This is a genomic window from Burkholderia sp. 9775_39 (genome assembly GCF_015712225.1).
Classification (GTDB): Bacteria; Pseudomonadota; Gammaproteobacteria; order Burkholderiales; family Burkholderiaceae; genus Burkholderia; species Burkholderia cenocepacia.
Genome location: NZ_JACCQC010000012.1, coordinates 187,998 through 201,785, shown reverse-complemented (window position 1 = coordinate 201,785; position 13,788 = coordinate 187,998). Strand labels below are relative to the sequence as shown.

At 60.9% G+C, this 13,788-nt stretch carries 19 protein-coding genes; all 19 read left to right on the top strand.

The window, feature by feature from the left end; all coding sequences use genetic code 11:
• The first annotated feature begins 151 nt into the window (after positions 1–151).
• The gene (gene recQ, locus H0X90_RS18515) at positions 152–1,999 is read left to right on the top strand and encodes a DNA helicase RecQ (RefSeq protein WP_006493356.1); all 1,848 of its coding nucleotides are present in this window, start codon (positions 152–154) and stop codon (positions 1,997–1,999) included.
• 226 nt (positions 2,000–2,225) lie between these two features.
• Positions 2,226–2,606, top strand: coding sequence for a 30S ribosomal protein S12 (gene rpsL / locus H0X90_RS18510; RefSeq protein ID WP_006400662.1), 381 nt, complete (start codon positions 2,226–2,228; stop codon positions 2,604–2,606).
• Positions 2,607–2,778: 172 nt separating this feature from the next.
• Positions 2,779–3,249 (top strand): 30S ribosomal protein S7, encoded by a 471-nt coding sequence (gene rpsG, locus H0X90_RS18505; RefSeq protein ID WP_006477195.1) that lies wholly within the window; start codon positions 2,779–2,781, stop codon positions 3,247–3,249.
• Between the two features lie 123 nt (positions 3,250–3,372).
• The gene (gene fusA / locus H0X90_RS18500) at positions 3,373–5,475 is read left to right on the top strand and encodes an elongation factor G (protein WP_006482929.1); all 2,103 of its coding nucleotides are present in this window, start codon (positions 3,373–3,375) and stop codon (positions 5,473–5,475) included.
• A 42-nt stretch (positions 5,476–5,517) separates the two neighbouring features.
• On the top strand, positions 5,518–6,708 hold the full coding sequence (gene tuf / locus H0X90_RS18495) for an elongation factor Tu (protein WP_006482910.1): 1,191 nt from the start codon (positions 5,518–5,520) through the stop codon (positions 6,706–6,708).
• A gap of 287 nt (positions 6,709–6,995) precedes the next feature.
• On the top strand, positions 6,996–7,307 hold the full coding sequence (gene rpsJ, locus H0X90_RS18490) for a 30S ribosomal protein S10 (protein WP_004199280.1): 312 nt from the start codon (positions 6,996–6,998) through the stop codon (positions 7,305–7,307).
• Positions 7,308–7,485: 178 nt separating this feature from the next.
• Positions 7,486–8,136, top strand: coding sequence for a 50S ribosomal protein L3 (rplC, locus tag H0X90_RS18485; protein ID WP_006482922.1), 651 nt, complete (start codon positions 7,486–7,488; stop codon positions 8,134–8,136).
• Positions 8,136–8,756, top strand: coding sequence for a 50S ribosomal protein L4 (rplD, locus tag H0X90_RS18480; protein WP_006477192.1), 621 nt, complete (start codon positions 8,136–8,138; stop codon positions 8,754–8,756). The genes rplC and rplD overlap by 1 nt, the downstream gene beginning before the upstream one ends.
• Positions 8,753–9,067, top strand: coding sequence for a 50S ribosomal protein L23 (rplW, locus tag H0X90_RS18475; protein ID WP_004199275.1), 315 nt, complete (start codon positions 8,753–8,755; stop codon positions 9,065–9,067). The genes rplD and rplW overlap by 4 nt, the downstream gene beginning before the upstream one ends.
• Positions 9,068–9,069: 2 nt before the next feature.
• Positions 9,070–9,897: a 50S ribosomal protein L2 gene (gene rplB, locus H0X90_RS18470; protein ID WP_006482900.1), complete on the top strand. Its 828-nt coding sequence runs from the start codon at positions 9,070–9,072 to the stop codon at positions 9,895–9,897.
• A 10-nt stretch (positions 9,898–9,907) separates the two neighbouring features.
• A complete protein-coding gene (rpsS, locus tag H0X90_RS18465) occupies positions 9,908–10,183 on the top strand; it encodes a 30S ribosomal protein S19 (protein ID WP_004199273.1) in 276 nt (91 codons plus the stop codon).
• Positions 10,184–10,195: 12 nt separating this feature from the next.
• Complete coding sequence (rplV, locus tag H0X90_RS18460) at positions 10,196–10,525, top strand: 50S ribosomal protein L22 (RefSeq protein WP_004199272.1); 330 nt, start codon at positions 10,196–10,198, stop codon at positions 10,523–10,525.
• An 11-nt stretch (positions 10,526–10,536) separates the two neighbouring features.
• Positions 10,537–11,337 (top strand): 30S ribosomal protein S3, encoded by an 801-nt coding sequence (gene rpsC, locus H0X90_RS18455; RefSeq protein WP_006482899.1) that lies wholly within the window; start codon positions 10,537–10,539, stop codon positions 11,335–11,337.
• A 2-nt stretch (positions 11,338–11,339) separates the two neighbouring features.
• Complete coding sequence (rplP, locus tag H0X90_RS18450; protein ID WP_006482873.1) at positions 11,340–11,756, top strand: 50S ribosomal protein L16; 417 nt, start codon at positions 11,340–11,342, stop codon at positions 11,754–11,756.
• A gap of 9 nt (positions 11,757–11,765) precedes the next feature.
• Positions 11,766–11,960 carry a 50S ribosomal protein L29 gene (rpmC, locus tag H0X90_RS18445; protein WP_006400652.1) on the top strand — a complete coding sequence of 65 codons (195 nt, stop codon included), beginning with the start codon at positions 11,766–11,768 and terminating at the stop codon, positions 11,958–11,960.
• A complete protein-coding gene (gene rpsQ, locus H0X90_RS18440) occupies positions 11,957–12,229 on the top strand; it encodes a 30S ribosomal protein S17 (protein ID WP_006477189.1) in 273 nt (90 codons plus the stop codon). The genes rpmC and rpsQ overlap by 4 nt, the downstream gene beginning before the upstream one ends.
• 309 nt (positions 12,230–12,538) lie before the next feature.
• Positions 12,539–12,907 carry a 50S ribosomal protein L14 gene (gene rplN, locus H0X90_RS18435; RefSeq protein ID WP_006482918.1) on the top strand — a complete coding sequence of 123 codons (369 nt, stop codon included), beginning with the start codon at positions 12,539–12,541 and terminating at the stop codon, positions 12,905–12,907.
• 9 nt (positions 12,908–12,916) lie between these two features.
• The gene (gene rplX / locus H0X90_RS18430; RefSeq protein WP_006477187.1) at positions 12,917–13,225 is read left to right on the top strand and encodes a 50S ribosomal protein L24; all 309 of its coding nucleotides are present in this window, start codon (positions 12,917–12,919) and stop codon (positions 13,223–13,225) included.
• Between the two features lie 16 nt (positions 13,226–13,241).
• Entirely contained in the window at positions 13,242–13,781 is a 540-nt protein-coding gene (gene rplE, locus H0X90_RS18425) for a 50S ribosomal protein L5 (RefSeq protein ID WP_006482882.1), read from the top strand.
• The last annotated feature ends 7 nt before the right edge of the window (positions 13,782–13,788 follow it).

Genomic DNA, 13,788 nt, shown 5'->3' with positions numbered 1-13,788 from the left:
GCCCGGCGATCGCGTCCGATCCGGCCGCGGCAGGCCCGTGATGCACGCGAACGAACCCTGACCGAACGGCCAACATCGCGCGATTCGCCACGCGTCGCGCGAGCGGGTTGTTAAAATTGCGGTCATCGCTTAGCCGTCCCAGTTCTCATTCATGTCCCGCGCCCTCGAAATACTCGACGAAGTCTTTGGTTATTCCGCCTTTCGCGGCCAGCAGGGCGAGATCGTCGAGCACGTCGCCGGCGGCGGCGATTGCCTCGTGCTGATGCCGACCGGCGGCGGCAAGTCGCTGTGCTACCAGATTCCCGCGCTGCTGCGCCGCGAGGCCGGGCAGGGCGCCGGCATCGTCGTGTCGCCGCTGATCGCGCTGATGCAGGACCAGGTCGCCGCGTTGAGCGAAGTCGGCGTGCGCGCGGCCTACCTGAATTCGACGCTGTCGGGCGCCGAGGCCGCGGCCACCGAGCGCGCGCTGCGCGAAGGCGAAATCGACCTGCTGTACGTCGCGCCGGAGCGCTTGATGACGGGGCGCTTCCTCGAGCTGCTCGAGCGCGCGAAGATCGGCCTGTTCGCAATCGACGAAGCGCACTGCGTGTCGCAATGGGGGCACGATTTCCGCCCGGAATACATCCAGCTGTCGGTGCTGCACGAGCGCTTCCCGTCCGTGCCGCGCATCGCGCTGACCGCCACGGCCGATGCGATCACGCGCGACGAGATCATCCATCGTCTCGCGCTCGACGACGCGCGCGTGTTCGTGTCGAGCTTCGACCGTCCGAACATCCGTTACCGGATCGTCGAAAAGGACAACGCGCGCGCGCAGCTGCTCGACTTCATCCGCGCCGAGCACACGAATGCCGACGGTACGACCGATGCGGGTGTCGTCTATTGCCTGTCGCGCCGCAAGGTCGAGGAAACGGCTGAATGGCTGAAGGCGCAGGGCGTGCGCGCGCTGCCGTATCACGCGGGGATGGAATTCGAGGTGCGGCAGAAGCACCAGGAAATGTTCCAGCGCGAGGAAGGCATCGTGATGTGCGCGACGATCGCGTTCGGCATGGGCATCGACAAGCCCGACGTGCGCTTCGTCGCGCACCTCGATTTGCCGAAGAGCGTCGAAGGCTATTACCAGGAAACCGGCCGCGCCGGCCGCGACGGGATGCCCGCGAACGCGTGGATGGCGTATGGGCTGGGCGACGTCGTCCAGCAACGCAAGATGATCGACGAGTCCGATGCGGACGACGCACACAAGCGCGTGCAGACGTCGAAGCTCGATGCGCTGCTCGGGTTGTGCGAGACGATCTCGTGCCGCCGCGTGCGGCTGCTGAATTACTTCGGCGAGGCGAGCCAGCCGTGCGGCAACTGCGACACGTGCCTCGAGCCGCCCGCGTCGTGGGATGCGACGCGCGAGGCGCAGATGGCGCTGTCGTGCGTGTTCCGCGCGCAGCGCGCGAGCGGCTTCAATTTCGGTTCGAGCCACCTGATCGAGATCCTGCGCGGCGGGCGTACCGAAAAGGTGTTGCAGCGCGGCCACGACCAGCTCAGCACGTTCGGCATCGGCGCGGCGCTGTCCGAACCCGAGTGGCGCGCGATTTTCCGGCAGCTCGTCGCGTACGGCTACCTGGCGGTCGACCATGGCGGCTTCGGCGCGCTGATGCTGACCGAGGCCGCGAAGCCCGTGCTGAAGAACGAGGAAAAAGTCACGCTGCGCCGCTACGTGAAGCCGCAGCGCACCCGCCAGTCGTCGAGCCGCAGCGGCACGCGCGTCGACCCGACGGCCGGCATGGGCGCCCGCGAGCGTGCGCGGTGGGACGCGCTGCGCGCATGGCGCGCGGAAACCGCGAAGACGGACGGCGTGCCGGCCTACGTGATCTTCCACGACGCGACGCTCGCCGAAATCGCACGCAACGCGCCGGAGACGATCGACGACCTGCGCCACATTCCCGGCATGGGCGTGCGCAAGCTCGAGCGCTTCGGCGACGAGATCATCGACGTCGTCGAATCGGCCTGACACAGCGTTCCGACCCCTCACGTAAACCGCGCGATCGGCCGGCAGATCACGCAAGCCGTTGACTTAGTTGGCATTTCCGGAATATCATGCTGGGTTCCGGTATTCGGTGGGCCGAGTCGCGTTCAATAGTTCGCGCCCGATTCGCCGGTTCGGAAGTCAACTGTGCGTCGATTCTCGCTTTGCCCGAAATCGGCGTGCAGATTTTGTTCAATTTCAGGAATAAACAATGCCAACCATCAACCAACTGGTTCGCAAAGGCCGTCAGTCGGAAACGACGAAGAGCAAGAGCCCGGCCCTGCAGGACTGCCCCCAGCGTCGCGGCGTGTGCACCCGTGTGTACACGACGACGCCGAAGAAGCCGAACTCGGCACTCCGTAAGGTCGCCAAGGTTCGTCTGACGAACGGCTTCGAAGTGATTTCGTACATCGGCGGTGAAGGCCACAACCTGCAGGAACACTCGGTTGTGCTGATCCGCGGCGGCCGTGTGAAGGACTTGCCGGGTGTGCGTTACCACATGGTTCGCGGCTCGCTGGATACCCAGGGCGTCAAGGACCGTAAGCAAGCGCGCTCGAAGTACGGCGCGAAGCGTGCAAAGGCTGCCAAGTAAGCAGTTTTTGATCAGGGATCGCCGCAGGGCGGTCAAGGCGGGAGTGCCGGATTGCCGGTGCTGTCGAGTAAGTGGTCACCCGGCCAAGCTGGTTAGTCGTGAAGATGTGATCGGGTTTGTTGGTGGCCGCGGAGCTGAATCCAGCTCCAACTGAACAAGTAAAGGAAGAATCATGCCGCGTCGTCGCGAAGTCCCCAAGCGGGAAGTGTTGCCGGATCCGAAGTTCGGCAACGTTGATGTTGCCAAGTTCATGAACATGCTGATGCTGTCCGGCAAGAAGTCGGTCGCAGAGCGCATCGTTTATGGCGCATTCGAACAAATCCAGACCAAGGGTGGCAAGGACCCGCTGGAAGTGTTCACGGTTGCGCTCAACAACGTGAAGCCGGTGGTCGAAGTGAAGAGCCGTCGCGTTGGTGGTGCCAACTATCAAGTTCCGGTCGAAGTGCGCCCGTCGCGTCGTATGGCATTGGCGATGCGCTGGCTGCGTGAGGCTGCGAAGAAGCGTAGCGAGAAGTCGATGGCCCTGCGCCTGGCAGGTGAACTCTCCGAAGCGGCCGAAGGCCGTGGCGGCGCGATGAAGAAGCGCGACGAAGTTCACCGCATGGCAGAAGCCAACCGCGCGTTCTCGCATTTCCGTTTCTAAGCGCCTGGCTGGGCTGTTTGCGGAAATAAATTCCGGGCGGGTGCGCTTTTCAGGCGCCTCGCCCGTTTGTGTTGAGGCGTGATGCAGCAGGGCTGCGTCACGTCATCCCAGTAGAGGATCAAAGTGGCTCGCAAGACTCCTATCGAGCGCTACCGCAATATCGGTATTAGCGCTCACATCGACGCCGGCAAAACGACGACGACCGAGCGCATTCTGTTTTACACCGGTGTGAACCACAAGATCGGTGAAGTCCACGACGGCGCAGCCACGATGGACTGGATGGAGCAGGAACAGGAACGTGGCATCACGATCACGTCCGCTGCTACCACGGCCTTCTGGAAGGGCATGGGCGGCAACTATCCGGAACACCGCATCAACATCATCGACACCCCGGGCCACGTCGACTTCACGATCGAAGTGGAGCGTTCGATGCGCGTGCTCGACGGCGCGTGCATGGTGTACTGCGCAGTGGGCGGCGTGCAGCCGCAGTCGGAAACGGTGTGGCGTCAGGCGAACAAGTACAAGGTGCCGCGTCTCGCGTTCGTCAACAAGATGGACCGTACCGGCGCGAACTTCTTCAAGGTCTACGACCAGCTCCGTCTGCGCCTGAAGGCGAACCCGGTTCCGGTCGTGGTGCCGATCGGCGCGGAAGAAAACTTCAAGGGCGTCGTCGACCTGATCAAGATGAAGGCGATCATTTGGGACGAAGCGTCGCAAGGCACGAAGTTCGACTACGTCGACATCCCGGCCGAGCTCGCGGAGACCTGCAAGGAATGGCGCGAAAAGATGGTCGAAGTGGCTGCCGAAGCCAGCGAAGACCTGATGAACAAGTACCTGGAAGAAGGCGATCTGCCGGAAGCCGACATCGTCAAGGCGCTGCGTGATCGTACGATCGCGTGCGAAATCCAGCCGATGCTGTGCGGTACCGCGTTCAAGAACAAGGGCGTGCAGCGTATGCTCGACGCCGTGATCGACTTCCTGCCGTCGCCGGTCGACATCCCGCCGGTCAAGGGCGAACTCGAAAACGGTGAAGAAGCAGAGCGCAAGGCATCGGACGAAGAGAAGTTCTCGTCGCTCGCGTTCAAGATCATGACCGACCCGTTCGTCGGCCAGCTGATCTTCTTCCGTGTGTACTCGGGCGTCGTCAACTCGGGCGACACGCTGCTGAACTCGACCAAGGGCAAGAAGGAACGCCTCGGTCGTATTCTGCAGATGCACGCGAACCAGCGTGAAGAAATCAAGGAAGTCCGCGCAGGCGACATCGCTGCTGCGGTCGGCCTGAAGGAAGCAACCACGGGCGACACGCTGTGCGACCCGGCGAACCCGATCGTTCTCGAACGCATGGTGTTCCCGGAGCCGGTGATTTCGCAGGCGGTCGAGCCGAAGACCAAGGCCGACCAGGAAAAGATGGGCCTCGCCCTGAACCGTCTGGCTCAGGAAGACCCGTCGTTCCGCGTGCAGACCGACGAAGAGTCGGGCCAGACCATCATTTCGGGCATGGGCGAGCTCCACCTCGAAATTCTGGTCGACCGGATGAAGCGTGAATTCGGCGTGGAAGCGACCGTCGGCAAGCCGCAGGTTGCGTACCGCGAAACGATCCGTTCGACGGCGAAGGATGTCGACGGCAAGTTCGTCAAGCAGTCGGGTGGTCGCGGCCAGTACGGTCACGCGGTCATCACGCTCGAGCCGAACGAACAAGGCAAGGGCTACGAGTTCTTCGACGAGATCAAGGGTGGTGTGATTCCGCGTGAATACATCCCGGCGGTCGACAAGGGTATCCAGGACACGCTGAAGTCGGGCGTGCTGGCTGGCTTCCCGGTCGTCGACGTGAAGGTTCACCTGACGTTCGGTTCGTACCACGACGTTGACTCGAACGAAAACGCGTTCCGCATGGCCGGTTCGATGGCGTTCAAGGAAGCGATGCGCAAGGCGAATCCGGTCGTCCTCGAGCCGATGATGGCTGTCGAAGTCGAGACGCCGGAAGACTACATGGGCAACGTGATGGGCGACCTGTCGGGCCGTCGCGGTATCGTCCAGGGCATGGAAGACATGGTTGGCGGCGGCAAGATCGTGCGCGCCGAAGTGCCGCTGTCGGAAATGTTCGGCTACTCGACGTCGCTGCGCTCGCTGACGCAAGGTCGTGCAACGTACACGATGGAGTTCAAGCACTACGCTGAAGCTCCGCGCAACGTTGCCGAAGCGATCATCAGCGCGAAGTCGAAGTAAATCTGTAGCTACCAACTGATTATTTTTTGAAAGAAGAGAATCATGGCAAAAGAAAAGTTTGAGCGGACCAAGCCGCACGTGAACGTTGGTACGATTGGTCACGTTGACCACGGCAAGACGACGCTGACGGCAGCGATCACGACGGTTCTGACGAAGAAGTTCGGCGGCGAAGCGAAGGCATACGACCAGATCGACGCGGCACCGGAAGAAAAGGCGCGCGGCATCACGATCAACACGGCACACGTCGAGTACGAAACGGCTAACCGCCACTACGCACACGTCGACTGCCCGGGCCACGCTGACTATGTGAAGAACATGATCACGGGCGCGGCGCAGATGGACGGCGCGATCCTGGTTTGCTCGGCGGCAGACGGCCCGATGCCGCAAACGCGTGAGCACATCCTGCTGGCGCGTCAGGTTGGCGTTCCGTACATCATCGTGTTCCTGAACAAGTGCGACATGGTGGACGACGCTGAACTGCTCGAGCTGGTCGAGATGGAAGTTCGCGAACTGCTGTCGAAGTACGACTTCCCGGGCGACGACACGCCGATCGTGAAGGGTTCGGCGAAGCTGGCGCTGGAAGGCGACACGGGCGAGCTGGGCGAAGTGGCGATCATGAGCCTGGCCGACGCGCTGGACACGTACATCCCGACGCCGGAGCGTGCAGTTGACGGCGCGTTCCTGATGCCGGTGGAAGACGTGTTCTCGATCTCGGGCCGTGGTACGGTGGTGACGGGTCGTGTCGAGCGCGGCATCGTGAAGGTCGGCGAGGAAATCGAAATCGTCGGTATCAAGCCGACGGTGAAGACGACCTGCACGGGCGTTGAAATGTTCCGCAAGCTGCTGGACCAAGGTCAGGCAGGCGACAACGTGGGTATCCTGCTGCGCGGCACGAAGCGTGAAGACGTGGAGCGTGGCCAGGTTCTGGCGAAGCCGGGTTCGATCACGCCGCACACGCACTTCACGGCTGAAGTGTACGTGCTGAGCAAGGACGAAGGCGGCCGTCACACGCCGTTCTTCAACAACTACCGTCCGCAGTTCTACTTCCGTACGACGGACGTGACGGGCTCGATCGAGCTGCCGAAGGACAAGGAAATGGTGATGCCGGGCGACAACGTGTCGATCACGGTGAAGCTGATCGCTCCGATCGCGATGGAAGAAGGTCTGCGCTTCGCAATCCGCGAAGGCGGCCGTACGGTCGGCGCCGGCGTCGTCGCCAAGATCATCGAGTAATATCGACGATCCGCGGGTCCCGGTGGGGTCCGCGATTCCCGCGGTACGCCGTTGTACCGCCGAAACCGGGTGCTCAGCTTGTGCTGGCGCCCGGTTTTGTTTTTGCGGCCGCGCGTTGCGCGGGCCGAGAAACACGCCACACTGCTCCGGAATTTCGTGTAGAATCGCGGGCTTAGCAGTGGAAGTACCGTCCGGAACCTGATGCTTCGCTCCCCGCTGGTGTCATGTTTCACGTTCTTTTAGTGTCCGGCGATGCAATATCGCCTCGCTCTTTTCAAGGAATTGTCATGCAGCAACAGAAAATCCGCATTCGCCTGAAGGCTTTCGACTATCGTCTGATCGATCAATCGGCTGCCGAAATCGTCGATACCGCGAAGCGGACTGGCGCAATCGTCCGTGGCCCGGTGCCGCTGCCGACGCGCATCCAGCGTTTTGACATCCTGCGTTCGCCGCACGTCAACAAGACGTCGCGCGATCAGCTCGAAATCCGTACCCACCAGCGCCTGATGGACATCGTCGACCCGACGGACAAGACCGTCGACGCGCTGATGAAGCTCGACTTGCCGGCTGGCGTCGACGTGGAAATCAAGCTGCAGTAAGGCTTTCGGCGCCGACCGGCGTGCCGGATGGCGCTAAGTCTTTGTATTGCTTGCGGAAATCGAGAAGTCGGGCTATACTGCTTGGCTTTTCGCGTATTCGCGTAAAAAAGTTGGGCCTTGCGTGCCCGGCATTTTGTAAATCAGCCCCGACCAATCGCAGTCGGGAATGGAGAAAATGATGAGCCTTGGACTCGTAGGTCGCAAGGTTGGCATGACCCGTATCTTCACGGCGGAAGGGGATTCGATTCCCGTCACCGTGCTGGACGTGTCGGACAACCGCGTGACGCAGATCAAGACTGTTGAAACCGACGGCTACACGGCCGTGCAGGTTGCATTCGGCTCCCGCCGCGCATCGCGCGTGACGAAGCCGCTGGCAGGTCATCTCGCCAAAGCCGGTGTCGAAGCCGGTGAAATCCTCAAGGAATTCCGCATTGACGCGGCCAAGGCAGCCGAGCTGTCGAATGGCGCCGTGGTTGGTGCAGATCTTTTCGAAGTGGGCCAGAAGGTCGACGTGCAAGGCGTGTCGATCGGTAAGGGCTACGCCGGTACGATCAAGCGTTACAACTTCTCCTCCGGCCGTGCCACGCACGGTAACTCGCGCTCGCACAACGTGCCGGGCTCGATCGGTATGGCGCAGGATCCGGGTCGTGTTTTCCCGGGTAAACGCATGACGGGTCACATGGGTGACGTGACGGTGACGGTGCAGAACCTCGAAATCGCTCGTATCGACGCAGAGCGCAAGCTGCTGCTCGTGAAGGGTGCGATTCCGGGCGCGAAGGGCGGCAAGGTCTTCGTGACGCCGGCCGTCAAGACCAAGGGGGCGAAATAATGGAACTCAAGCTCCTGAACGAAAATGGTCAGGAAGGTGCAGTGGTCAACGCATCGGACGTCGTGTTCGGTCGTGACTACAACGAAGCGCTGATCCACCAGGTCGTCGTCGCTTACCAGGCGAATGCTCGCCAGGGTAACCGCGCACAGAAGGACCGTGAGCAAGTCAAGCACACGACCAAGAAGCCGTGGCGCCAGAAGGGTACGGGCCGCGCTCGTGCCGGTATGTCGTCGAGCCCGCTGTGGCGTGGCGGTGGTCGTATCTTCCCGAATTCGCCGGAAGAAAACTTCTCGCACAAGGTCAACAAGAAGATGCATCGCGCAGGTCTCTGCTCGATCTTCTCGCAGCTGGCCCGTGAAGGCCGTCTGTCGGTCGTCGAGGACATCATCCTCGAAGCGCCGAAGACCAAGCTGCTGGCCGACAAATTCAAGACCATGGGTCTCGACTCCGTGCTGATCATCACCGACACGGTCGACGAGAACCTGTACCTGGCTTCGCGCAACCTGCCGCACGTGGCGATTGTCGAGCCGCGCTACGCTGACCCGCTGTCGCTGATCTACTTCAAGAAAGTGCTGGTCACGAAGGCTGCGGTCGCCCAGATCGAGGAGTTGCTGTCATGAGCGAGATTCGCAAGAACGATCATCGTTTGATGCAGGTCCTGCTCGCACCGGTGATCTCGGAAAAGGCGACGCTGGTTGCCGACAAGAACGAGCAAGTCGTGTTCGAAGTCGCACCGGATGCCACGAAGCAGGAAGTGAAGGCGGCTGTCGAGCTGCTGTTCAAGGTTGAAGTTGATTCCGTCAACGTGCTGGTTCAGAAGGGCAAGCAAAAGCGCTTTGGCCGTTCGATGGGCCGCCGCAAGGACGTGAAGAAGGCGTACGTCTGCCTGAAGCCCGGCCAGGAAATCAACTTTGAAGCGGAGGCCAAGTAATCATGGCAATCGTTAAAGTTAAGCCGACATCGCCGGGTCGCCGCGCGATGGTCAAGGTGGTCAACAAGAACCTGCACCAGGGCAAGCCGTTCGCGGCACTGCTCGACTCGCAGAGCTCGACCGCCGGCCGTAACAACAACGGTCGTATCACCACGCGTCACAAGGGTGGTGGTCACAAGCAGCACTACCGTATCGTCGATTTCCGTCGCACGAAGGACGGCATCCCGGCAAAGGTCGAACGTCTCGAGTACGACCCGAACCGCAGCGCGAACATCGCGCTGGTGCTCTACGCAGACGGCGAACGTCGCTACATCATCGCCCCGAAGGGCCTGACCGTCGGCCAACAGCTGATGTCGGGTTCGGAAGCGCCGATCCGTGCAGGCAACACGCTGCCGATCCGCAACATTCCGGTCGGTACGACGATCCACTGCATCGAGATGCTGCCGGGCAAGGGCGCGCAAATGGCGCGTTCGGCTGGCACGTCGGCCATGCTGCTGGCACGCGAAGGCGTCTACGCGCAGGTTCGTCTGCGTTCGGGCGAAATCCGCCGCGTGCACATCGAGTGCCGTGCAACGATCGGTGAAGTCGGCAACGAAGAGCACAGCCTGCGCCAGATCGGCAAGGCTGGCGCGAACCGCTGGCGCGGTATCCGCCCGACGGTGCGTGGCGTTGCGATGAACCCGGTTGATCACCCGCACGGTGGTGGTGAGGGCAAGACGGCTGCAGGTCGCGACCCGGTGAGCCCGTGGGGTACGCCGGCTAAGGGTTACCGCACCCGCAGCAACAAGCGCACGACGACGATGATCGTCCAGCGCCGTCACAAGCGTTAAGGAGTAGGCAATGGCACGTTCTGTTAAAAAAGGTCCGTTCTGCGACGCCCATTTGCTGAAGAAAGTTGAGGCGGCTGCAGCTTCGCGCGACAAAAAGCCGATCAAGACCTGGTCGCGTCGCTCGACGATTCTGCCGGATTTCATCGGCCTGACGATCGCTGTTCACAACGGCCGTCAACACGTTCCGGTGTACATCTCGGAAAACATGGTCGGCCACAAGCTTGGCGAGTTCGCACTGACCCGTACGTTCAAGGGTCACGCAGCCGACAAGAAGGCCAAGAAATAAGGGGCAATCAAGATGGAAGTGAAAGCAATTCATCGCGGTGCCCGCATCTCGGCGCAAAAAACGCGCCTTGTGGCTGACCAGATCCGCGGTTTGCCGGTCGACAAGGCGCTGAACGTTCTGACGTTCTCGCCGAAGAAGGCGGCTGGCATCGTGAAGAAGGTTGTGCTGTCGGCAATCGCGAATGCGGAGCACAACGAAGGCGCTGATATCGACGAGCTCAAGATCAAGAGCATCTACGTCGACAAGGCTGCATCGCTCAAGCGTTTCACCGCGCGCGCAAAGGGCCGCGGTAACCGCATCGAGAAGCAATCCTGTCACATCACTGTGACGGTCGGGAATTAAGGAGCCATACGATGGGACAGAAAATTCATCCGACTGGCTTCCGCCTGGCTGTCAGCCGCAATTGGGCTTCGCGTTGGTACGCGAACAACAACAATTTCGCGGCGATGCTGCAGGAAGACATCGGTGTTCGTGAATACCTGAAGAAGAAGCTGAAGAACGCTTCGGTCGGTCGGGTCGTCATCGAGCGTCCGGCGAAGAACGCGCGCATCACGATTTACAGCTCGCGTCCGGGCGTGGTCATCGGCAAGAAGGGCGAGGATATCGAACAGCTGAAGACGGAACTGCAACGCCGCATGGGCGTGCCGGTTCACGTCAACATCGAAGAAATCCGCAAGCCGGAAACCGATGCTCAGCTGATCGCTGACTCGATCACGCAACAGCTCGAGCGCCGGATCATGTTCCGTCGCGCGATGAAGCGTGCGATGCAGAACGCGATGCGTCTGGGTGCCCAAGGCATCAAGATCATGAGCGCAGGCCGTCTGAACGGTATCGAAATCGCTCGTACGGAGTGGTATCGCGAAGGTCGCGTGCCGCTTCACACGCTGCGTGCTGATATCGACTACGCGACTTCGGAAGCGAAGACGACTTACGGGATCATCGGCGTCAAGGTGTGGGTCTACAAGGGCGATACGCTCGGCCGCAACGACGCACCGGTGGTGGAAGAAGTAGCCGAAGACAAGCGTCCGCGTCGCAATGCGCGTCCGGGCGACCGTCGTCCGCGCCGTGACGGCGAAGGCGGCGCTCCGGGTGCTCGTCGTGGCGCACCGCGCCGTGGCGCCGGCAAGCCCGAAGACGGCAAGACTGGAGAATAACGATGCTGCAACCGAAACGCAGAAAGTATCGTAAAGAGCAGAAGGGTCGTAACACCGGCAAGGCGACGCGCGGCAACGCAGTGTCGTTCGGTGAATTCGGCCTGAAGGCGATCGGTCGCGGTCGTTTGACCGCACGTCAGATTGAAGCGGCGCGTCGTGCAATGACGCGTCACATCAAGCGTGGCGGCCGTATCTGGATCCGGATCTTCCCGGACAAGCCGATTTCGCAGAAGCCGGCCGAAGTGCGTATGGGTAACGGTAAGGGTAACCCGGAGTACTACGTCGCCGAGATTCAGCCGGGCAAGATGCTCTATGAAATGGACGGCGTAACCGAAGAACTGGCACGCGAAGCGTTCCGTCTGGCTGCAGCCAAGCTGCCGCTGAAGACGGCATTCATCGTGCGCCAGCTCGGCGCCTAAGGAGAAAACATGAAGGCTTCCGAACTTCTCCAGAAAGACCAGGCCGCGCTCAACAAGGAGCTGGCGGACCTGCTGAAGGCGCAATTCGGCCTGCGCATGCAACTCGCGACCCAGCAGCTCACGAACACGAGCCAGCTGAAGAAGGTTCGTCGCGACATCGCACGTGTGCGGACCGTCATGACTCAGAAGGCGAACCAGAAATGAACGATAGCGTGAAAACCTCGCTGAAGCGGACGCTGGTCGGTCGGGTCGTCAGCAACAAGATGGACAAGACCGTCACCGTGCTGATCGAGCACCGCGTCAAGCACCCGATCTACGGCAAGTATGTCGTGCGTTCGAAGAAGTACCACGCGCACGATGAAGCGAACACTTACAACGAAGGCGATCTCGTCGAAATTCAGGAAACGCGTCCTGTTTCGAAGACGAAGGCCTGGACGGTGTCGCGCCTCGTCGAAGCCGCTCGCGTCATCTAAGCGGGCAGCGCAGTAGGCAGTAACGGGCACTTCTCCACGAAGTGCTTGAAATCGCAAAGTTTTTGCTTGCGTGACCGGGATTATTTGTTATAATCCCGGTCTTCCCTCTTTATGGGAGCCCCGTCGCGGGCGAAGTTGGTGGGGGAAGCGGACTAGCGCCTGTCTGTCCGAAAGATTCACCGAATTGCGATGGCGGGTTTCGTTTGCCGTCGCTGCTGTTCCAACCCAAGCAGCCGATTGGCTGACGGGACCAAGACTGACCGAATGCATCATGGTGGTGCATCCGGATTAAGTTGGGAAAGACAAACCATGATCCAGACCGAATCTCGGCTCGAAGTAGCCGACAACACGGGTGCACGTGAAGTCCTGTGCATCAAGGTGCTCGGCGGCTCGAAGCGTCGTTATGCCGGCATTGGCGACATCATCAAGGTGAGCGTCAAAGAGGCAACGCCGCGCGGGCGCGTGAAGAAAGGCGAAATTTACAACGCCGTGGTGGTCCGCACCGCCAAGGGCGTGCGCCGTCAAGACGGCTCGCTGATCAAGTTCGACGGCAACGCCGCTGTGCTTTTGAATAACAAGCTCGAGCCGATCGGCACCCGTATTTTCGGGCCGGTGACGCGTGAGCTGCGTAGCGAACGATTCATGAAGATCGTTTCGCTGGCGCCGGAAGTGCTGTAAGGAGTCGCGATGAACAAGATTCGCAAAGGTGACGAAGTCATCGTCGTCACTGGCAAGGACAAGGGCAAGCGCGGCGTCGTGCTGGCTGTCGGTGCTGAACATGTGACGGTTGAAGGTATCAACCTCGTCAAGAAGCATGTGAAGCCGAACCCGATGAAGGGTACGACGGGCGGCGTGGAAGCGAAGACGATGCCCCTGCATATTTCGAACGTCGCACTGGTCGACGCGAATGGCAAGGCGTCGCGTGTTGGCATCAAGGTCGAGGAAGGCAAGAAGGTTCGCTTCCTGAAGACGACCGGTGCCGTACTGAGCGCCTGACGCAGCGGAGTAAAAAATGGCTCGTTTTCAAGAGTTTTACAAAGAAAAGGTTGTGCCCGGCCTGATCGAGAAGTTCGGTTACAAGTCGGTCATGGAAGTGCCGCGCATCACCAAGATCACGCTGAACATGGGTCTTGGCGAAGCGATCGCTGACAAGAAGATCATCGAGAACGCCGTTGGCGACCTCACGAAGATCGCCGGCCAGAAGCCGGTCGTCACGAAGGCCCGCAAGGCAATCGCAGGCTTCAAGATCCGCCAGGGTTACCCGATCGGCGCGATGGTGACGCTGCGTGGCCGCGCGATGTACGAATTCCTCGACCGTTTCGTGACGGTTGCCCTGCCCCGCGTGCGTGACTTCCGCGGCGTGTCGGGTCGTGCTTTCGATGGCCGTGGCAACTACAACATCGGTGTGAAAGAGCAGATCATTTTCCCCGAAATCGATTACGACAAGATCGACGCACTGCGTGGGCTGAACATCAGCATCACGACGACTGCGAAGACCGACGACGAAGCAAAGGCTCTGCTCGCCAGCTTCAAGTTCCCGTTCAGAAACTGAGGTTACC